Genomic DNA, 19,336 nt, shown 5'->3' with positions numbered 1-19,336 from the left:
AGAGTTGTATAAGAGCCAGGTTCTCGGGGACCAGCGGCTGTGGCATCACCAGGGCGAAGCCCCCGGCCGCGGGGTGTTCCAGGGCTTCGGGCTGTCCGGGGGCTTCGCCCTGGTGATGCCAGCGCCGCTGGTCCCCGAGAACTGGGAGGCCCTGCAGTGGCCGGCTCCCGTCCGCGAGGAGCCGGCGTAGGCGGGACGACGGGGCGGCGGCCCCCCCGTGCCACGCCTGGCGCCGGGGTGGGCGTGGTGCGCTTGACAGGAAAATCGAACATCCATTCTGATGAGTTATCCACAGCCGAACCGGTCGTGGAGGCGCATTGTCAGTGGCAGGCATTAGCGTCAATGGCGTGAAGCGATCGACTCAAGCAAACCGGGTGGAACCCATGGCAGGCACCGACCGCGAGAAGGCTCTCGACGCCGCGCTCGCACAGATTGAACGGCAATTCGGCAAGGGTGCGGTCATGCGCCTCGGCGACAAGCCGAACGACCCCATCGAGGTCATCCCCACCGGGTCGACCGCGCTGGACATCGCGCTCGGCGTCGGCGGGCTGCCCCGCGGCCGCGTGATCGAGGTGTACGGACCGGAGTCCTCCGGTAAGACGACCCTGACCCTGCACGCCGTGGCCAACGCGCAGAAGGCCGGCGGCACCGTCGCCTTCGTGGACGCCGAGCACGCGCTCGACCCCGAGTACGCGAAGGCCCTCGGCGTGGACACCGACAACCTCATCCTGTCGCAGCCGGACACCGGCGAGCAGGCGCTGGAGATCGTGGACATGCTCGTCCGCTCCGGCGCCCTCGACCTGATCGTCATCGACTCCGTGGCGGCCCTCGTGCCCCGCGCGGAGATCGAGGGTGAGATGGGCGACTCGCACGTGGGTCTCCAGGCCCGCCTGATGAGCCAGGCGCTCCGGAAGATCACCGGTGCGCTCAACCAGTCCAAGACCACCGCGATCTTCATCAACCAGCTCCGCGAGAAGATCGGTGTGATGTTCGGCTCGCCGGAGACCACCACCGGTGGCCGCGCGCTGAAGTTCTACGCCTCCGTACGCCTCGACATCCGCCGCATCGAGACCCTGAAGGACGGCACGGACGCGGTCGGTAACCGCACCCGCGTCAAGGTGGTCAAGAACAAGGTCGCGCCGCCGTTCAAGCAGGCCGAGTTCGACATCCTCTACGGCCAGGGCATCAGCCGCGAGGGCGGACTGATCGACATGGGCGTGGAGCACGGCTTCGTGCGCAAGGCCGGCGCCTGGTACACGTACGAGGGCGACCAGCTCGGCCAGGGCAAGGAGAACGCCCGTAACTTCCTGAAGGACAACCCGGATCTCGCCAACGAGATCGAGCGGAAGATCAAGGAGAAGCTGGGCGTGGGTGTCCGCAAGGACGCCGCCGCCGATGACGCCGCCGCTGCCGCGCCCGCCGAGGCCACGGCCGTGCCCGCGCCCGCGTCGAAGGCCAAGACGACGGCCAAGGCCGCCGTGGCCAAGAGCTGACCCGTGCAGGAGCAGGAAGGGGGCGGCAGGAGCAGGCGCGGTCGTGAGGACCGCCAGGAACTGCTGCTCCAGAGCCCTGAGGAGCAGGCGCGGGCGATCTGCCTGCGCCTGCTCACGGGGAGTCCGCGCACCCGGCGCCAGCTCGCGGACGCCCTGCACAAGCGGGGCATCCCCGAAGAGGTGTCGCAGCAGGTCCTCTCCCGGTACGAGGAGGTGGGCCTGATCGACGACGCCGCCTTCGCCGGAGCCTGGGTCGAGTCCCGGCACCGCGGCCGGGGCTTGGCCCGCCGGGCGCTCGCCCAGGAGCTCCGGACCAAGGGTGTGCACGCGACCCTCGTGGAGGAGGCCCTGGAGCTGCTCGACTCCGACCAGGAGGAGCAGACCGCCCGGGAGCTCGTGGAGCGCAAGCTCCGCGCCACCCGGGGCCTGGAGCGCGACAAGCGGATCCGGCGCCTCGCCGGGATGCTCGCGCGCAAGGGATACCCGGAGGGCATGGCCCTGCGGGTGGTCCGCCGTGCGCTGGAGGCGGAGGGCGAGGACGCCGACGAGCTCGGGTACCCGGGGGAGTGAGCAGCCGGGGCCGTGGTGGGGGTAGCCACGGCCAAGGGCTAGCCCGCCGGTGCGGCGCAGTTGCGGGGGCTCCGCCCCCGCGCCTCAAACGCCGGCGAGGCTGGATTTGCGGCGGCCTGAAGGGCGCGGGGGCGCGTCAGGCGGGCGCGACCGGGAGGCCGGCCGATTTCCAGGCCTGGAAGCCACCGGTCAGGTCGGTCGCGCGGTGGAGGCCCAAGGCGTGGAGGGAGGCCGCGGCGAGGCTGGAGGCGTAGCCCTCGTTGCAGATCACCACCACCTGGAGGTCGTGGCTCGTGGCCTCGGGCGCGCGGTGGCTGCCGCGAGGATCCAGGCGCCACTCCAGCTCGTTGCGCTCGACCAGCAGCGCCCCAGGGATCAGGCCGTCGCGCTCGCGCAGGGCCTGGTAGCGGATGTCCACCAGCAGGGCGCCGGCGCGGGAGGCGGCGTACGCCTCCTCCGGGCCGACGCGCGTGTAGGCCGCGCGGACCTGCTCCAGAAGCTCGTCGATGCCGACCGGGGCGCTCACTGCCAGTCCGCCGGACGCTCGACGTGCCCGAGGTGGAGCACCGGGCCGCTGCGGCTGTAGCGGCGGATCAGCGGGAGCGGCGGGTAGTACGCGTGCACCGAGACCGCGTGCTCGGTCGGGGACTCGTTGAGGACCTCGTGCACGTGGTGGCGCCCGAAGGCCCGTCCGGTGCCCGCGTCCAGCATGCGGCGGTGGTCGACGTCGGGGGCCAGCTCCAGCGACCGCCAGCCCTCCGAGGGCAGCCGTACGGTCAGCGAGTGTTCGGTGAGCCGGCCGCGCGCGGTGGCGAACGCGCCCCGCGATTCGGCGTGGTCGTGCCAGCCGGTGCCGGTGCCCGGCGGCCAGCCGATCAGCCAGGCCTCGCTGCCGCCCGGCCCGTCCAGCCGGATCCAGGTGCGGCCCTCGGGGTCGAGCGGCAGCGAAGCCACGACGGCGGGGTCGGCGGCGGTGCGGAGGGCGAAGTCGAGGAGTTCGGCGGCCGTGGGGCCCCCGGCCGCCACGGGCTCAGGGGCGTACGGGCGTGCGGTGGACGCGGGTGCAGACATGAAGGGGGACCGTTCCTGGGTTCGCGGAGGTGCGCGCAGGCCGGTGGACGGCACGGGGCGCGCGGAGGGAAGGGCGAATCAACAGGAAGGGCGACACACGCAGCCCGCGTAGCGGAGCAGGTCCATGTGGACCCTCCGCCACAGGCGTACGTCGTTGCCGGTCATTCGGCGAGTGAACCACGAGTCCGGGAGGACGGTCAATCGATCACCACGGTCGGTGTGGCCGAGGGCGCGGTTCGCCGGGGCGCGGGCGCGCCCGCCCGGACCGTGTCCGCCGCTTCGTACAGTTCCGCCGGGCGGACCCCCGCGAAGGTCGCCGCCAGGTGCCCGTCCGGCCGTACGAGCAGCACGGTGTGGGCCGGCGCCCCCGGATAGGAGTCCGCGACCAGCAGGTCGGTGCGGACCGGCAGGGCGCTGACCGCGGCGGCGAGCCGGGGCATCAGCCCGGCGCCGAGCCAGTGGCGCCGGTCCCAGACCCCGGTGCCCGGGGCGACCAGGACCACCAGCAGCCGGCCCTGTCCCAGCAGGTCCCGCAGCGGCACGGTCGACCCGTCGGGCGCGGTCACCGGCACGTTCGCCACCGGACCGCCCGGTTCGGTGGCCGTCGGCACCTCGCGTACGGCGACCGGCGGGGCGTACGTCGGCTCCGCGCCCAGCGGCCCGCGCCCCAGGTGGCCGTCGGTGAGGAGGGATTCGGCGGAGCGCGAGGCTCCGGGCAGGTAGGTGCGCAGGCCGCCGCCGGCCCGCAGCGTCGGCATCGCCTGGTCGGCCGCGCGCAGCCGGGAGGCGACCGCGGTGCGCCGCTCGCCCTCGTAGCTGTCGAGCAGGGCCCCGGACGCTCCGTGGTGCCAGGCCAGCGAGAGCTTCCACGCGAGGTTCTCCGCGTCCCGGAGCCCCTCCTCGACCCCCTGGGTGCCGAGCGCGCCCAGCAGGTGCGCGGCGTCGCCGGCGAGGAAGGCGCGGCCGTCGCGCCAGCGCCGGGCGAGGCGGTGGTGCAGGGTGTGGACCCCGGTGTCGATGAGGTCGTACGGGGGCGTCTTGCCCCCGCACCACACCGCGAGGGTGTCCCGGATCAGGGTCACCAGCAGGTCGGGGGTCACCAGCTCCCCGCGGGCCGGGAGCAGCCAGTCCAGCCGCCACACCCCGTCGGGCAGCGGCCGGGAGGTGACCTCCTGCGGCGGGCTGCGGTGCAGCAAGGCCTCGCCCGGCCAGGGGAGTTCGGTGCGCAGTGCGGCCACGGCGTGCCGTTCGACGGCGGTGCGGCCCGGGAAGCGGATGCCGAGCAGTTTGCGCACGGTGGAGCGGGCGCCGTCGCAGCCGACCAGGTAACTTCCGCGCCACCACGTGGTCTCGGCGCCGCGGGTGTGGGCGGTGACCCCGTGGTCGTCCTGTTCCACGGAGTCGACACGGCTCTCGGTGACCAGCTGGACCAGCGGGTGGGCCGCGGCGGCGTCGCGCAGCCCGCGCGTCAGCGCGTGCTGCGGCAGGTGCAGGGGGGCCGGGTGGTCCTCGAAGGTGATCCGCTGGGCGTCCCGGCCGCGCCGCATGGTGCGCCAGGCGGCGAAGTACGCCCCCTCGTCGCGCAGCGTCGTGCAGCCCAGCCGGTGCGCCATGGCCGCCGTGTCGGCGTGCAGGACGACGGTACGGGCAGGCCGCGGTTCCTCCTTGCCGGGCCCTTCGTCGAGCACGACGGAGGGAACGCCCTGGCCGGCCAGGGCGAGGGCAAGGGACAGCCCGACGGGCCCGGCGCCGACGACGATCACCGGGTCCATGATGTGGCTCCCGATGTCCGGTATGTGATCACAGAACGTATGCAACCCATTGGAGGTGCCTGCGTCAAGTGCCCCCCGTCGGCGAGCCGACAAGGGGAATCATAGGTTCCGGACATGGTGTCATTTCATTCGAATGCCGGAGATATTTCTCCTGTCCTCTCCTCGGGGCTCAGTGTCGGACATGTGGCGCATTTGAGTAGTGGTGAATCCCGGCCATTGAATTTCCGGAACTGACCTATTCATTTCGGAGGCTCAAACAGACCTCAGGAGATTTGTATTTGCTTGCGGAGTCGCGATCGGTGTCGAATTGTCGTCGGTGCGCAGGGGGCGGATGATGTCCTCCGTTGCGCGAGGAGGGTGCGGCTGCAATCGATGCCGTTAACTCTATGGCTTTGGTTGACCCCTGAAGGGTCTTCCGTTCTGGGAAGTAGGTGAAGAAAGTTGCTGAAGCGTACTCGCCTTCGAGCTGTCGTAGTTCCCGCGACCGGGTTGCTGCTTGCCGGTGTCTTCTCGCTCGGTGCTGTGACTACTGCATCGGCCGCGGCTACGGGTCGTCGCGCCGGCTGCAAGAAGGAAGTACCCGGTCACTGGGGGGCGGTCGCCAGTTGCAGCAGTCATAACGGCGGCTCCAACCGAGCTTATGTCTTATGTACCGACGCCGAGAACGGCCAGGTTGCGAATTTTTATGGGCCGTGGAAGCAGTGGGGCACCTCTATCGCGTACTGCCAGCACTCCTATCGAGCCACCTCCGCAGGGATTGAGACATCCGTCCACAACAACACCTGAGTTTTCTGAGTACTGGGAAAGGATCAGTGGTAATGAAGAGGACGTTCGTGGCGCTGGCCGCTGTGGCGATGGCATGCGTCGGACTCCAGGGAACGGCCACTGCGGCTCCCGCGGGCTGGCCGGACGGCTGTTCGAGCTGGACTGTCCCCGAGAGCAACGGTCGGGCAGCCAGCTGTTCCTCCAGCAATGGCGGACGATGGAAGGCGGTCGCCAAATGTCAGCCGTATAACGGCGACCCGGTCATCGAGTGGGATTCGAACTCCTGGTCCGGCAGCGGTATTTCCTTCGCCTTCTGTCCGCCGATGACTTACGTCATTGGTGGCGCGTTCTGGACCAGGTCCTACTAGCAGGTGCACCGCTCATCCGGCTTCCGATCGTAAGGTCCGTCGTCGGCCACAGATGTGGTGCCCCATCGGGATTCTCGATGGGGCACCAATACTTTGCGCATGCCTGTGCTGGCAGCCCCTGCTCTTTTCGTCGGGTACGGACCGTTCACCTGCATGGTGACGGCCATGAGTTGGGCAGTCTGGAGGAGCGCCGAGCGAAGGTGATGAACCGAGCGAGTTGCCTGGGCGTGGCCAGTTGGTTGACGGCCGTCGGCAATGCGCTCGGAGTGTCTTAGGCAGTAGTACGTTCCTCATGAGCTCTGGAACTTACGCAGGGCGCAAGGGCACCTAGCAGTGCGCGCGAACTCGGCGCTGGCATGCAGGACTGCGCTCTACCTGGTCACGGAAGTCGGCGTGGTGCCGGTGGACGCGTGGCCCAGCGGAGGCACGGCCCCGGCGTTGTAGCGGTGTCGCGCAGCCCGTTTGTCAGCGAGTGCAGCGGGGCCATCCGGGCTCACACGAAGTGATGCGGTGGTGTCCGGAGCCCATGGTGCGCCAGGTCGCCTAGTGCACGCCTTCGTCGCGATGTTGTACATCTCAGCCGCTCTGTGGCGGCGTTGTGGTGTGAAGGGCGACGGTGCGTGCCGGTTGAGGGAGATCTTTCTCGGCCCCTCGTCGAGCATGACGGCAGGCACGCCCCGGCCGGCCAAGGTGGGGGCAGTGTGTACCCGCTGGAGGTACCTGTGTCGAGTCTCGCAAGACCCAGACATGCGTGTGGTGCGGCGGATGAATCCCGCCGCACCACACTTGCTATACCAGTGTACTGACCAGGTGTCAGGGGGCCTCGCCCACGCCGGCCGCGCCGCCCGCGTCGACCTCGGCCACGTCGCCCGCGACGACGGCGCCGGTGCTCTTCTTCGACTTCCGCAGCCGGCCTTCCAGCTGGGAGGCGAAGGTGGTGAGGACGAAGTTCACCACGATGTAGATCAGCGCGATCACGAAGAGGGTGGCGATGGTGTTGCTGTAGTTGGCCGAGATCTGCCGGTAGGTCGACATCAGCTCGGCGAGGCCGAGCAGGGCGCCGCCGAGGGCGGTGTCCTTCAGGATCACCACGAGCTGGCTCACCAGGGCTGGCAGCATCGCGGTGACGGCCTGCGGGATCAGCACGTGAACCATGGTCTGGCCCTTGCGCATGCCGATGGCCTTGGCCGCGTCGGTCTGGCCCCTGGGCAGGGAGAGCACGCCCGCCCGGACGATCTCGCCGATGACGGCCGAGTTGTAGAGGGCCAGGCCCGTGACCACGGCCCAGAAGGGCCGGGTGTCGGAGGGAACGTCCAAGAACCGCGGCGCCATCAGCGCGTTGCCGAACAGCATCAGCATCAGTACCGGGATGGCGCGGAAGAACTCAACCCAAGCGGCGACCGGCCCCCGCACCCACGCGTGGTCCGACAGTCGGCCGATGCCCAGGAGCGCACCCAGCGGTAGGGCGATCACCATGGCGAGCGCGCCGGCCTTGAGGGTCTCCAGCAGGCCGGGAATCAGGAAGGTGGTCCAGACCTGGCTGTCAGTGACGAAGGGGGTCCACTTGTCGGCGTCGAGCTGGTTCTTCTCGCCCATGAGGGACAGCACCCACCACAGGACGAGCCCGAACAGCACGACGAAGATCCCGCTGTAGATCCAGTTGCGCGCCTTGGCCCTGGGGCCGGGGGCGTCGTACAGCACGGAGGTCATCGCTTCACCGCCACTCGCTTGGAAACCCAGCCCAGCAGCAGACCGGTGGGCAGGGTCAGCAGTACGAAGCCGAGGGCGAAGACCCCGAAGACGGCGAAGAGCGCGTCCGCCTCGTTCTCGATCATTTCCTTCATCAGCAGGGCCGCTTCGGCCACGCCGATGGTCGCCGCCACCGTGGTGTTCTTGGTAAGGGCGATCAGCACGTTGGTGAGCGGTGCGACGACCGCCCGGAAGGCCTGGGGGAGCACGATCAGGCGGAGTACCTGGAAGAAACTCAGCCCCAGTGCGCGGGCCGCCTCGGCCTGGCCGACGGGCACCGTGTTGATGCCGGAGCGCAGGGCCTCGCACACGAAGGTGCCGGTGTAGGCGATCAGACCGAGGACCGCGAGCCGGAAGCCGGTCTCCTTGGACGTGTCGCCGCCCAGGTTGATGCCGAGGGTCTGGTACAGGCCCAGCGAGCAGGCGAGGATCAGCACGGTCAGCGGCGTGTTGCGTACCAGGTGGACGTACGCGGTGCCGAAGCCCCGCAGAAGCGGGACCGGGCTGACCCGCATCCCGGCCAGGACGGTGCCCCAGATCAGAGATCCGACCGCCGAATAGAGGGTGAGCTGAACCGTCACCCAGAAGGCTCCGAGCACGTCGTACTGCCCGGAATCAAGAAAATCGAACACGATGCCCTGCGCTCTCCCCAGGATGGCCGGTGAGGTGCGCCGCCGCCCGCGGCAGGCGGGCGGCGACGCTCCTCACCGATGAATCAGCTGCCTTCGGTGATCTGCGGGGCAGGCTCGCTCTTGAAGTTGGCCGGGCCGAGGTTCGCGTCCACGGCCTTCTGCCAGCTGCCGTCCTCGACCATCTTCTTGAGCGCGGCGTTGATCTTGGTCTGGAGCTCCTTGTCGCCCTTCTTCAGACCGATGCCGTAGTTCTCGTTGCTCATGCTCAGGCCGACAAGCTTGAACTTGCCCTTGTTCTTCTCCTGCGCGGCGTAGCCGGCCAGGATCGAGTTGTCCGTCGTCAGCGCGTCCACGGCCTTGTTCTCCAGGCCGGTGAGGCAGTCGGAGTAGCCGGGGTACTCCTGCAGGTCGGCCTCGGGGGCCAGGGTCTTCTTGATGTTCTGCGCAGAGGTGGAGCCGGTGACCGAGCAGAGCTTCTTCTTGTTCAGGTCCTCGACCTTGGTGATGCTCGTGTCGTCGGAGCGGACCAGCAGGTCCTGGTGTGCGAGGAAGTACGGGCCGGCGAAGTCGACCTGCTCCTTGCGCTTGTCGTTGATCGAGTAGGTCGCGACGATGAACTTCACGTCGCCGTTCTTGATCAGGTTCTCGCGCTCGGCGCTGACGGCCTGCTTGAACTCGATCTGGTTCGGCTGGTAGCCGAGCTCCTTGGCGACGTAGGTGGCGACGTCGACGTCGAAGCCCGTGAACTTGCCGTCCGGGGTCTTCAGGCCCAGACCGGGCTGGTCGTACTTGATGCCGACGACGATCTTGTCCGTCTTGGCGCCACCGGACGCACCGCCGTCACTGGCGGCGTCCTTCTCGCTGCCGCCACAGGCGGTCGCGGTCAGGGCAAGGGCTACGGCGACGGCCGCGGCCGCAGCGGCCTTGGAGATCTTCATGGTGAACTTCCCTCGGATGAGACGTTGTTGAACGACGAGCGACGCTTACGGCGTACGCGCGGCCGACAGGAACCGTTCCGGCGGCGATCCGCATACGGATGACTACCAGACGAGACCCTCAGTGGTGCAGGATCTTCGACAGGAAGTCCTTGGCGCGGTCACTGCGCGGGTTGCTGAAGAACTGCTCGGGAGTGGCCTCTTCGACGATCTTTCCGTCGGCCATGAAGACGACCCGGTTGGCGGCAGAGCGGGCGAAGCCCATCTCGTGCGTGACGACCACCATGGTCATCCCCTCACGGGCGAGCTGCTGCATGACCTCCAGCACCTCGTTGATCATCTCCGGGTCGAGAGCCGAGGTCGGCTCGTCGAACAGCATGACCTTCGGCTCCATGGCCAGCGCCCGGGCGATCGCCACGCGCTGCTGCTGGCCGCCGGAGAGCTGCGCCGGGTACTTGTCGGCCTGCGAGCCGACGCCCACCCGGTCCAGCAGGGCCACCGCCTTCTCGCGCGCCGCGGCCCCGTCGGTCTTGCGGACCTTGATCTGGCCCAGCATGACGTTCTCCAGCACCGTCTTGTGCGCGAAGAGATTGAACGACTGGAAGACCATGCCGACGTCGGCGCGCAGCCGGGCCAGCTCCCTGCCCTCCGAGGGCAGCTCCTTGCCGTCGAGCGTGATGGTGCCCGAGTCGATGGTCTCCAGACGGTTGATCGTCCGGCACAGCGTGGACTTGCCCGATCCCGAGGGACCGATCACGACGACTACCTCACCGCGGGCAATGCTCAGATCGACGTCCTGAAGCACGTGCAGCGCGCCGAAGTGCTTGTTGACGTTGCTCAGTACGACCAGGTCGTCCGCGGCACCGGCCGCGTCCTGCACGTCCTTGGTCACTGATACTCCGCTCATCGGCTTCTTGCTCCGTCCTCCTCGGTTGGGAGGACAGTAGTGACGTCACGTCCACAACGTCATCACATCTGAGGGAGAATTGAGCATAACGATCCGGCTTCCCCCGGATACGCTCCGTGCGCGGCCCCGGCGCGGCCGGACGCGGCGCGTACCGGGTGCATAACGGAAGGCGCGCCGCGGCGGAACCCCCTTGACGTGGGACTCCGCATCGGCGTGTATGCATGATGGCCACCCTTTGGCCATCCGTGTGACCATGCCCGGGGAAGCCCGCGAGCGAGAAGAGGAAAGGGGGACGCCATGAGACTGCTGCTCGTCGAGGACGACGATCACGTCGCCGCCGCCCTGTCCGCGATCCTCGCCCGGCACGGCTTCCAGGTCACCCACGCCCGCAGCGGCGAGGAAGCCCTGCAGGCGCTGCTGCCCGCCGGGCCCTTGCCCGGCGCGTCTCCCTACGGGGTGATCCTGCTCGACCTCGGCCTGCCCGACCAGGACGGATACGAGGTGTGCGGCAAGATCCGCAAGCGCACCGCCACCCCCGTCATCATGGTGACCGCCCGCGCCGACGTACGCTCCCGCATCCACGGGCTGAACATGGGTGCCGACGACTACGTCGTCAAGCCCTACGACACCGGCGAGCTCCTCGCCCGCATCCACGCCGTCGCCCGGCGCACGGGTGCCTCCGAGGAGGCCGCGGCCACCGGGACCGGTACGCCCGCCACGGTCCGGCTCGGCCCCGTCAGCATCGAGCTGCCCAACCGCCGGGTCAGCGTGGACGGCGCCGACGTGCCGCTCACCCGCAAGGAGTTCGACCTGCTGGCCCTGCTCGCGCAGCGGCCCGGTGTCGTCTTCCGCCGCGAACAGATCATCAGCGAGGTGTGGCGCACCAGCTGGGAGGGGACCGGGCGCACCCTGGAGGTCCACGTCGCCTCCCTGCGCTCCAAGCTGCGCATGCCCGCCCTGATCGAAACCGTCCGCGGGGTGGGCTACCGGCTCGTCACTCCGTCCGCCCCGACCGCCCCCTAGGGGTCCTCTGCCGTGCGCGCCCGATTGCTCCCGCTGCTCGTCATCCTGATGGCGGGCACGCTGCTCGCGCTGGGCTTCCCGCTCGCTGTGAGCCTGGCCGCCGGACAGCAGCAGCGGGTGGTGGTCGACCGCATCGACGACAGCGCCCGGTTCGGCGCCCTCGCCCAGCTCGTCATCGACGCCCAGGGCTCCGGATCCACCGGCGCCGACGCGCGCCGCGAGACCCTCCAGGTCGAACTCGCCCGCTACCAGGAGCTGTACGGCATCCGCGTCGGCATCTTCTACCGCGACGACAACGACATGGCCCGCTCGCCCAGCTGGTGGCAGCTCCCGGAGTCCGGCGAGGGCCGCCGCGCCTTCGAGGAGGCCCTCGCCGGCCGGCGCAGCCACGACCCGCCGCAGGTGTGGCCCTGGCAGACCGACGGCCGGCTGCTCGTCGTCTCCCCGGTCGTCCTCGACGGCGACGTGGTCGCGGTCGTCGCCACCGACTCCCCGACCGACCTGATGCGCGGCCGGATCCTGCAGGGCTGGCTGCTCATCGCGGGCGGCCTCGCCGCCGCCATGCTGGTCGCCTTCGGCGCCGCCCTGAAGCTCACCAGCTGGGTGCTCAAGCCCGTGCAGACCCTGGACGCGGCCGCCCACGGCATCGCCACCGGACGGATGAACTCGCGCGTCGCGGCCGCCGGCGGGCCCCCGGAACTCCAACGCCTGGCCCGTTCGTTCAACGAGATGGCCGACAACGTCGAAGAGGTACTGGAGCAACAGCGGGCGTTCGTCGCCGACGCCTCCCACCAGCTGCGCAACCCGCTCGCGGCGCTGCTCCTGCGGATCGAGCTGCTCGCCCTCGAACTGCCCGAGGGCAACGAGGAGATCGCCTCCGTACGCACCGAGGGCAAGCGCCTGACCCAGGTGCTGGACGATCTCCTGGACCTGGCGCTGGCCGAGCACGCCTCCGCCGAGATCAGCCTCACCGACATCGGGGCGCTGACGGCCGAGCGGGTCGCCGCGTGGCGCCCGTACGCGGAGGAGAAGGGCGTAGGCCTCATCGAGACGGGCCGGACCGCCGTCACCGGCTGGGCCGACCCCATCGCCCTGTCCAGCGCGCTCGACGCCGTCATCGACAACGCCCTCAAGTTCACCCCCGAGGGTGAGGAGGTCGAGGTCTCGGTCGCCGCCGAGGGGCGCGTCGTCCGCGTCGTCGTCGCCGACCGCGGACCCGGCCTCACCGAGGAGGAGCTGCTCCGCGTGGGCGACCGCTTCTGGCGCAGCGGCCGCCACCAGAACATCAAGGGCTCCGGGCTCGGCCTGTCGATCTCCCGCGCGCTGCTCGCCGCCGGCGGCGGGTCCCTCTCGTACGAGACGAACCCGCCGCACGGGCTGCGGGTGACCGTGTCGGTGCCGCGCACCGGTCCCCACGGCGTCTAGACGGCCTGGCCCGGCCGCTACCAGACGAGCGTGGTGCGTGCCGGGGCCGAGGCCGCGTACAGCTCGTCAACGGCCCGGACCTCGAAGGCGGCCGCACGCTCCCGCCCGGCCCGCGGGACGGCCGGGAGGTAGAGGGCGGTGCCGCAGGTGCCGCCGAGGAAACGGCGGGTGCCGTCGGGCAGGACGCGCGACACCTCGTAGTGGCGCGGCTGCCGGTGCGGGCCGGCCGCGGCGCGCCAGGACAGGCGGAGCCAGGCCTTTCCGTCCTGCCGGGCCGAGGCGGTGACGGCCGGCGCGGTGGGCGGGGCCGGGCGGCCGGGGCGGGGAGCGTCGTGCACCGACAGGGCGCCGAGCCGCCACACCACCGGCTCCGGCCCGAGCGCGGTGATCCGTACGGCCAGGGCGTACGCGGTCCTCCCCGCCAGCGGCGCGAGCCCGGCCCGCGCCGTGCGCCAGCCCTGCCCGCTGCCCGTGCTTCCGGCGGGCAGCCACGTGTACGGGACCGGCCCGCCGGGGGCGGCGGGCTCGCGGGTGGCCACGCCGACCTCCACCGCGACCGGCCCCGACCCGCCGGCGTGCACCAGCTCCAGGACGCTCCCGCGGGTCAGCGGCAGCCGCGTGGAGTGCAGCCCGATGACCGCCGGGGCGGTCAGGGCGCCCGCGACCAGCAGGCTGGAGCCGCCGCGCCAGGCGTCCGCGAAGTCCAGGGTGACGGAGGGGCGTTCGCCGGCCGTGTCCACCACCCAGCGGCGGCCCGGGAGCCGGTCCTGGAGCCCGAGGTGGTTCCAGGGCGCGTCGGAGACGGCCTGGCCGTTCTCGTACCAGCGCAGCCCGTGCCCGGTGTTGAAGGAGCAGGCGAAGGGGAGCCCGGTGACCGTGGACCGGTCGGCGACCGCCGTGGCCGGGGCCCGCCAGCCCGACGCGGACGCGGACCCGGGGGCGGAGGCGGAGTCGGGTGCGGGCTTCGACGGGTCCAGGGACTCACCCGTCCAGAACAGGTCGTCGGCTCGGTGGAACGTGCCGGGGGAACGGTCGGTGAGGTGGTTGCGGGTCCACTCGGGCCGGTAGAAGCCGTAGCTGACGACGTGCTCGCGGTCGCGCGGGATGATCGCGTCCCAGGCGACGGCCGAGTCCCAGCCGCGGGACTCCGTGTCCACGGCCGCCCACAGCTCGTGGCGGGAGCGGCCCAGCCGGTCGGCGAGCGCGCCCGACGCCGCCAGGGTCTGCGCCGTCCAGCGGAAGTCCACGAACATCGTGTCCGCGACCTTCCCGGCCCGGTCCTCGAAGAACTCCTGGTTGAGCTGGTTGAGGGCGCCCTGCCAGCCCACCCGCCCGGTGGCGTTCATGGCGTCGTACCAGGTGATGCGCAGCCCGTGCGGCGCGCCCGCGGCCCGCAGCGCGCGCAGGAACTCCCGCATCCGGGCGGCGAGTGCGCTGTCGCCGCCGTCCGTCTCGGCATTCACGAACCAGCCGTCGAAGCCGTACGTCCGCGCCACCTGGACGAGCTTGTCCGCGAGCGGGAACCGGCCGAGGGCGTCCCGCTGCACCAGGTCGCGGGTCCACTGGAGGTCGCCGCCGTAGGCGACGGGCGGCAGGAACACGTTGCCCAGCACCCGGACCCCGTTGCGGTGGGCGGCGTCGACCACGGGCCCGTTCGGGGCGAGCACGATGCCCTCGCCGGCGGAGCCGCCCCAGAAGACCAGCTCGTCGATGTACGCCCAGTGCGTGAGTGCGTAGTAGTCGGCGGTCGGGGAGCCCTGGGAGGGGTTCCCGGCGGTGGGCCCGAAGGAGACGAGGGAGGCGATGCGGGCCTGGCCGGCCCGGGCGTCCCGGTGCGCCGGGACCGGGGTGAACCGCTGGGCCAAGGGCACGGCCGCGGTGTTGTGGGCCAGATCGGGGTCCCGCTCCGGGCTCCACCGGAGGAGCGAGCGCCACACGGTCCCGGGGCCGGGGGTCCCCGCCGGGAGGGTGTCCGGGAACCAGTACGAGGCGTACGGGGCCAGGTCGGCCGGGGCCGGCGGCGTCGCGGCGTCGGGGGCGGCGGGCGCCGGCGCGGCGTGGGCGTACGGGGCCTCGCCCGCCGCGCCCAGCAGCGCGGCGGCCCCGGCTCCGGCGGCCAGCACCGCGCGCCGGGACGGCCGTACGGGCGCGGCCACCGGCGTACGGGGGCCGCCTTCGGTGCCCGTCTCTCTGATCGCGCAGGTCTCGCCGGTCTCGTCGGTCTCGGCCATACGGGGCTCCTCACGAGGGGATCGGTCAGGTCACGTCGTGCACGCGCAGCACCTCGGTGATGCCGCGCGCCGCCAGGTGGGCCGGGTCCTCGGCCAGTTCCGCCAGGATCACCGCGGGGCGCACCCCCTGGGCCGTCAGTGCGGCCCACGCGTCGAAGAACGTGCCGCCCGGGGCGCACACCGACCGGCCCGGGGCCTCCTCCGCCCCGCCGACGTCCACGGCGAGCGCGGTGGAGCGCACGGCCGGGCGGTGCGCCCGGCCACGCCACTCCTCGGCGATCCGGGCCACGGCGGCGCCGGCCGGCTTGGTCCGGCGGTCGTTGGTGAGCAGGCCGAGGCCGTACTCCAGCTCCGGGAAGTCCGCGAGCTCCCGGGACACGTCGTGCGAGCACCACCAGGTCACGCCCCACAGGTCCGGGCAGTCCAGCGCGTTCGTGACGGTGGCCTCGGTGAACCGCGCCGCGTGCTCCGGCCGGATCAGCGGCGCCGGGGCGCCGACCTCCTGGAGCCACACCGGGCGGTGCGGGTCGAGGGCCCAGGCCTTTGAGAGCTCGATGAGGTACGCGGCGTGGTGCTCGGTCGCGGTCCCGCTCCCGCCGTGGCGCTGCGCGGTGCCGTTGAACACCCAGGAGTGCACGGCGGTGGCCGCGCCCAGCCGGGCCGCCTGGGCCGGCGTGAAGGGGTGCCCGTCCTGGTACCAGGCGGCGTCGTACTCGGCGTGCAGGTGCATCCGCCCCGGCGCGCCCTGCTCGCAGGCGGCGAGCGTCCGCTCCAGCCAGCGGGAGGCCTGGTCCCGGGTGATCCGGTCGGGGTCGGGGTGCGGGGCGTCGGAGAACTGGTTGATCTCGTTGCCGACGGTCATGCCCAGGAAGTTCGGCCGGTCGGCGAGCGCGCCCGCCAGCGTGCGCAGGTACTCCTGCTGCCCGACGACCGCCTCCGGGTCGGTGAAGAGGTTGCGCCGGTGCCAGGTCCGGGTCCAGGCGGGCAGGAAGTCGAAGCTCGACAAGTGGCCCTGCAGACCGTCCACGTTGACGTCGAGCCCGCGTTCGGCGGCCGCGTCCGCGAGCGCGACGAGCTGTTCCACGGCGCGCGGCCGGATCAGCGTCCGGTTCGGCTGGAAGACCGGCCACAGCGGGAACACGCGGACGTGGTCCAGCCCGAGCGCGGCGATCGAGTCGAGGTCGGCCCTGACCTCGTCGAGGTCGAAGTCCAGCCAGTGGTGGAACCAGCCGCGGGCCGGCGTGTAGTTGGCGCCGAAGCGGAGCGCGTCATCGTGCACAGGGCGTCCTGGAGTTCTGGGGGAATTCACCGGATGGGGCCCCAACCTGCCGGTGGGGATGAGGAAAGTCAACAGGGCCCCAGCCCCGGCTACTTATGCGCTTCAGTGCAGTTGACACAAGGGTTCTGTTCGCTGGACCCTGAGGGAACTAATGCGGTTTAGTTATGGCTGGCCACAGGGAAGCGCGTGGAAATGGACAGCGGTATTTCGGTCACGGCGGTCACCACTCCGGCCCTCTTCACCGGGCCGCCGGAAGCGCCCGCGCAGGTGGTCCGCGTGCGCATCCGCAGGGAGCGTCCGGCCGGCCCGCTGTACGTCACCGTCCACGGCGAGGGCCTCACCACCCCGCACCCGCGCATCCTGCGCACGGACACGGACACCGACACGGACGCAGGCGCGCGCACAGGCGCAGGCGCAGGCGCGAAGGGCACGACCACTGCCGAGGTCGCCGTCGGCACGGGGGCCGCCGCGCCCGGCGAGCTGCTGGCCGCCACCGCCCGGGTCGCCACCCCCGACGGGCGCCCCCTCGCCGAGCTGCCGTTCGAGGCAGATCCGGCGCGCGGCGGCGGGGCGCGCAGCTCGGCGCGGTCGGCGGGGTCCCCCGGGCTGTGGGTCGAGGCGCCCGACCCGCAGGTCGTCGTCGCCCCCGGCGCGCGGGGCCTCGTACGGGCCCGGATCGGCAGCACCGGCGTCCGCAGCGCGCTGACGGGCCGCGCCTACGCCGTCTCCCCGTACGGCACCTGGCAGTTGACGGCCCCCGCCGCGCTGCCCCTGCGCGTACCGGCGGACGGGCCGGTCGAGGTGGAGTTCGAGGTGCGGCCGCCGCTCGACACCCCTCCTGGGGAGTACTGGATCGCGGTCAAGGCCGCCTGCCAGGGCAGGATCGCGTACGGTCCGGCCATTGCTCTCCGTATTCCGCCACGCGTGACGCACCCGAAGGACGAATGAGACAGGTCATGGCCCGCAGACCCACGATCAAGGACATCGCCCGGCAGGCCGGGGTGTCGGAGAGCGCCGTGTCGTTCGCGCTCAACGACCGGCCCGGCGTCTCGCAGGACACCCGGGCCCGGATCCGCCGCGTCGCCGAGGAACTCGGCTGGCAGCCCAACAGCGCCGCCCGCGCCCTCTCCGGCGAACGGTCTGGAGCCGTCGGACTGGTCCTCGCCCGGCCCGCGCACACGCTCGGCGTCGAGTCCTTCTTCCTCCAGCTCGTCTCCGGCATCCAGGAGGTCCTCTCCGCCGCCCGGACCGCGCTGCTGTTCCAGGTCGTCGAGGACATCGACGCCGAATGCGCGCTCTACCGGCGCTGGTGGGCCGAACGGCGGGTCGACGGGGTCCTCGTCGTCGACCCGCGCATGCGGGACCCGCGCCCGGCACTCCTCGGGGCGCTGGGCCTGCCCGCCGTCACCATCGGCGAGCCCGAGGCCGCCGACCGTCCCTCACCGGCCCCGGAGGTCCCCGAACCCGCGGCGGTCTCCTGCGTACGGGCCGACGACGCCGGGGCCATGGCCCAGGTCCTGGACCACCTCCACGGGCTGGGCCACCGCCGGATCGTCCACATCGCCGGGCTCCCGGGCCTCGCCCACACCGTCCGGCGGATGGACTCCCTGCGGACCGAGGCCGCGCGGCGCGGACTCGGCCCCGACCAGGTGCGCTCGGTGGTCACCGACTACTCCGACGCCGAGGGCGCGGCGGCCACCCGCCGGGTCCTCGCCGAGCCGCAGCCGCCCACCGCACTCGTCTACGACAACGACGTGATGGCCGTCGCCGGGAGCGCGGTCGCCGCCGAGCTGGGCATCCCCGTACCGGGCCGGCTCTCGGTCGTGGCCTGGGACGACTCCGCGCTCTGCCGGGTCACCCATCCCCGGCTCACCGCCCTCGTGCGCGACACCGCCGGCTTCGGCCGGCTCGCCGCCGAGGAGCTCCTCGCCGTCCTCGCGGGCGGGCCGCCCGGGGTCCGCATCAGCGAGCAGCCGCGGCTGGAGCCTCGCGAGAGCACGGCGCCGCCCCCGCGCATACTGAATCCTGAACCCTTCCTGGAGCCGCCACCGTGATCACCCCCACCGCCCCCTTCCCCGCACCGCGCGCAGCCGCCGCGGCCGCCGGCCTGACGGTGGCGATCGACATCGGCGGCACGAAGATCGCCGGCGCGCTGGTGCACCCCGACGGCACGATGACCGCCACCACCCGCCGGACGACCCCGCGGGGAGTGGACGCGGAGGGTGTCATGGCGGCGGTGACCGAGGTCGTCGACGACCTGTCCGGCTCCCCGCTGTGGGCCTCGGCGGTCCGCTGCGGGATCGGCAGCGCCGGCCCTGTGGACACCTCCCGCGGCACGGTCAGCCCGGTGAACATCGGGGCGTGGCGGGAGTTCCCGGTCCAGGCCCGGGTGGCGGCGGAGCTCGCGGCGCGCGGGGCCGGGCTGCCGACCGTACTGGCCGGGGACGGCGTGGCGATGACCGCCGCCGAGCACTGGCTGGGCGCGGCCCGGGGGCACGCGAACGCGCTCTGCATGGTCGTCTCCACGGGCGTGGGCGGCGGCCTCATCCTGAACAACCAGCTGCACCCCGGCCCCACGGGCAACGCGGGCCACATCGGCCACATGAGCGTGGCCTTCGACGGCGAACCGTGCGTCTGCGGCAGCCGCGGCTGCGTCGAGTCGATCGCCTCCGGTACGGCGATCGCCCGCTGGGCCCGGGACCAGGGCTGGACCCCTCAGGCCGGCGCGAGCAACGGGAACGGCACGGGGAGCGCGCGGGACGCCTCGGCCGCCGGCGTGGCCGCGGCCGCCGCCGCGGGCGACCCGATCGCCCTGGCCGCCTTCGACCGCGCGGGCCGTGCGCTGGCCGCCGCCATCGCCGCCACCGCGACCCTCGTCGAAACGGACATCGCCGTCATCGGCGGCGGGGTCGCCGCCTCCGGCGACATCCTGTTCGCCCCGATCCGCACCCACCTCGCGGCCTACGCCACGCTCTCCTTCGTCAAGGAGCTGCAGGTGGTCCCGGCGACCCTGGGCACTCACGCGGGCCTGATCGGCGCCGCCGCCGCGGCGACGATGCTGCTGCCGTCGTCCCCCACCCCGTAGGGCCCCGGCCGCCTCGGTCTCGCCCTCGCAG

The 19,336-nt window shown here is 71.9% G+C and carries 18 protein-coding genes; 8 read left to right on the top strand and 10 right to left on the bottom strand.

The genetic code is table 11. The features are described 5' to 3' along the window. From PV721_RS17200 to recX, 3 genes are all read left to right on the top strand, one after another. Window positions 1-190: hypothetical protein (locus PV721_RS17200; protein WP_319725054.1), on the top strand; the 190-nt coding region annotated here is incomplete at its 5' end. A gap of 193 nt (window positions 191-383) precedes the next feature. Then, the gene (gene recA, locus PV721_RS17195; protein ID WP_319725051.1) at window positions 384-1,493 is read left to right on the top strand and encodes a recombinase RecA; all 1,110 of its coding nucleotides are present in this window, start codon (window positions 384-386) and stop codon (window positions 1,491-1,493) included. 3 nt (window positions 1,494-1,496) lie between these two features. Next, window positions 1,497-2,063 (top strand): recombination regulator RecX, encoded by a 567-nt coding sequence (gene recX / locus PV721_RS17190; protein ID WP_416371119.1) that lies wholly within the window; start codon window positions 1,497-1,499, stop codon window positions 2,061-2,063. 136 nt (window positions 2,064-2,199) lie between these two features. On the opposite strand, the gene PV721_RS17185 is transcribed toward recX, so the two are convergent. The 8 genes from PV721_RS17185 to PV721_RS17155 all read right to left on the bottom strand — a co-directional run bounded on the left by PV721_RS17185 (window position 2,200) and on the right by PV721_RS17155 (window position 10,262). Continuing rightward, window positions 2,200-2,595, bottom strand: a complete 396-nt coding sequence (locus PV721_RS17185) for a rhodanese-like domain-containing protein (RefSeq protein WP_319725060.1) — start codon at window positions 2,593-2,595, stop codon at window positions 2,200-2,202. Further along, complete coding sequence (locus PV721_RS17180; RefSeq protein WP_319725049.1) at window positions 2,586-3,134, bottom strand: cysteine dioxygenase; 549 nt, start codon at window positions 3,132-3,134, stop codon at window positions 2,586-2,588. Before PV721_RS17180 ends, PV721_RS17185 begins: the two co-directional genes overlap by 10 nt. Window positions 3,135-3,212: 78 nt before the next feature. After that, the gene (locus PV721_RS43930; RefSeq protein ID WP_311318651.1) at window positions 3,213-3,299 is read right to left on the bottom strand and encodes a putative leader peptide; all 87 of its coding nucleotides are present in this window, start codon (window positions 3,297-3,299) and stop codon (window positions 3,213-3,215) included. A 32-nt stretch (window positions 3,300-3,331) separates the two neighbouring features. Continuing rightward, window positions 3,332-4,906: an FAD-dependent monooxygenase gene (locus PV721_RS17175; RefSeq protein ID WP_319725047.1), complete on the bottom strand. Its 1,575-nt coding sequence runs from the start codon at window positions 4,904-4,906 to the stop codon at window positions 3,332-3,334. Between the two features lie 1,946 nt (window positions 4,907-6,852). Further along, window positions 6,853-7,749, bottom strand: a complete 897-nt coding sequence (locus tag PV721_RS17170; protein ID WP_319725045.1) for an amino acid ABC transporter permease — start codon at window positions 7,747-7,749, stop codon at window positions 6,853-6,855. Further along, complete coding sequence (locus PV721_RS17165; protein WP_319725043.1) at window positions 7,746-8,420, bottom strand: amino acid ABC transporter permease; 675 nt, start codon at window positions 8,418-8,420, stop codon at window positions 7,746-7,748. Before PV721_RS17165 ends, PV721_RS17170 begins: the two co-directional genes overlap by 4 nt. Window positions 8,421-8,503: 83 nt before the next feature. Further along, complete coding sequence (locus tag PV721_RS17160) at window positions 8,504-9,358, bottom strand: glutamate ABC transporter substrate-binding protein (protein ID WP_319725041.1); 855 nt, start codon at window positions 9,356-9,358, stop codon at window positions 8,504-8,506. Between the two features lie 118 nt (window positions 9,359-9,476). Then, window positions 9,477-10,262, bottom strand: coding sequence for an amino acid ABC transporter ATP-binding protein (locus PV721_RS17155; protein WP_319725039.1), 786 nt, complete (start codon window positions 10,260-10,262; stop codon window positions 9,477-9,479). Window positions 10,263-10,559: 297 nt separating this feature from the next. On the opposite strand from PV721_RS17155, the gene PV721_RS17150 reads away from it, so the two are divergent. Then, the gene (locus PV721_RS17150; protein ID WP_319725037.1) at window positions 10,560-11,285 is read left to right on the top strand and encodes a response regulator transcription factor; all 726 of its coding nucleotides are present in this window, start codon (window positions 10,560-10,562) and stop codon (window positions 11,283-11,285) included. A 12-nt stretch (window positions 11,286-11,297) separates the two neighbouring features. Further along, the gene (locus PV721_RS17145) at window positions 11,298-12,710 is read left to right on the top strand and encodes a HAMP domain-containing sensor histidine kinase (protein WP_319725035.1); all 1,413 of its coding nucleotides are present in this window, start codon (window positions 11,298-11,300) and stop codon (window positions 12,708-12,710) included. Window positions 12,711-12,727: 17 nt separating this feature from the next. Here the strand turns inward: PV721_RS17145 and PV721_RS17140 are convergent, their stop codons facing one another. Both PV721_RS17140 and PV721_RS17135 read right to left on the bottom strand, forming a co-directional pair. Beyond that, window positions 12,728-14,941, bottom strand: a complete 2,214-nt coding sequence (locus PV721_RS17140; RefSeq protein ID WP_319725033.1) for an endo-beta-N-acetylglucosaminidase — start codon at window positions 14,939-14,941, stop codon at window positions 12,728-12,730. A 25-nt stretch (window positions 14,942-14,966) separates the two neighbouring features. Continuing rightward, window positions 14,967-16,220, bottom strand: a complete 1,254-nt coding sequence (locus tag PV721_RS17135) for a glycosyl hydrolase (protein ID WP_319725031.1) — start codon at window positions 16,218-16,220, stop codon at window positions 14,967-14,969. Between the two features lie 192 nt (window positions 16,221-16,412). On the opposite strand from PV721_RS17135, the gene PV721_RS17130 reads away from it, so the two are divergent. Genes PV721_RS17130 through PV721_RS17120 form a run of 3 tightly spaced genes read left to right on the top strand, consistent with a single transcriptional unit; the run spans window position 16,413 to window position 19,305 of the window. Next, complete coding sequence (locus tag PV721_RS17130; RefSeq protein WP_319725029.1) at window positions 16,413-17,168, top strand: NEW3 domain-containing protein; 756 nt, start codon at window positions 16,413-16,415, stop codon at window positions 17,166-17,168. An 8-nt stretch (window positions 17,169-17,176) separates the two neighbouring features. Next, the gene (locus tag PV721_RS17125; RefSeq protein WP_319725027.1) at window positions 17,177-18,274 is read left to right on the top strand and encodes a LacI family DNA-binding transcriptional regulator; all 1,098 of its coding nucleotides are present in this window, start codon (window positions 17,177-17,179) and stop codon (window positions 18,272-18,274) included. Further along, on the top strand, window positions 18,271-19,305 hold the full coding sequence (locus PV721_RS17120) for an ROK family protein (protein ID WP_416371118.1): 1,035 nt from the start codon (window positions 18,271-18,273) through the stop codon (window positions 19,303-19,305). Before PV721_RS17125 ends, PV721_RS17120 begins: the two co-directional genes overlap by 4 nt. Window positions 19,306-19,336: the final 31 nt, after the last annotated feature.

This window comes from Streptomyces sp. MB09-01, from assembly GCF_033794505.1.
Taxonomy (GTDB): Bacteria; Actinomycetota; Actinomycetes; order Streptomycetales; family Streptomycetaceae; genus Streptomyces.
The sequence above is the reverse complement of the archived record's forward strand: the minus strand, read 5'-3'. Positions and strand labels throughout refer to the sequence as shown.

Bases quoted from the DNA above. Each gene is read 5' to 3' on its own strand.
- recA (WP_319725051.1), top strand. From the start codon at position 384: ATGGCAGGCACCGACCGCGAGAAGGCTCTCGACGCCGCGCTCGCACAG.
- PV721_RS17180 (WP_319725049.1), bottom strand. From the start codon at position 3,134: ATGTCTGCACCCGCGTCCACCGCACGCCCGTACGCCCCTGAGCCCGTG.
- PV721_RS43930 (WP_311318651.1), bottom strand. From the start codon at position 3,299: ATGACCGGCAACGACGTACGCCTGTGGCGGAGGGTCCACATGGACCTG.
- PV721_RS17175 (WP_319725047.1), bottom strand. From the start codon at position 4,906: ATGGACCCGGTGATCGTCGTCGGCGCCGGGCCCGTCGGGCTGTCCCTT.
- PV721_RS17170 (WP_319725045.1), bottom strand. From the start codon at position 7,749: ATGACCTCCGTGCTGTACGACGCCCCCGGCCCCAGGGCCAAGGCGCGC.
- PV721_RS17160 (WP_319725041.1), bottom strand. From the start codon at position 9,358: ATGAAGATCTCCAAGGCCGCTGCGGCCGCGGCCGTCGCCGTAGCCCTT.
- PV721_RS17155 (WP_319725039.1), bottom strand. From the start codon at position 10,262: ATGAGCGGAGTATCAGTGACCAAGGACGTGCAGGACGCGGCCGGTGCC.
- PV721_RS17150 (WP_319725037.1), top strand. From the start codon at position 10,560: ATGAGACTGCTGCTCGTCGAGGACGACGATCACGTCGCCGCCGCCCTG.
- PV721_RS17140 (WP_319725033.1), bottom strand. From the start codon at position 14,941: ATGGCCGAGACCGACGAGACCGGCGAGACCTGCGCGATCAGAGAGACG.
- PV721_RS17130 (WP_319725029.1), top strand. From the start codon at position 16,413: ATGGACAGCGGTATTTCGGTCACGGCGGTCACCACTCCGGCCCTCTTC.
- PV721_RS17125 (WP_319725027.1), top strand. From the start codon at position 17,177: ATGGCCCGCAGACCCACGATCAAGGACATCGCCCGGCAGGCCGGGGTG.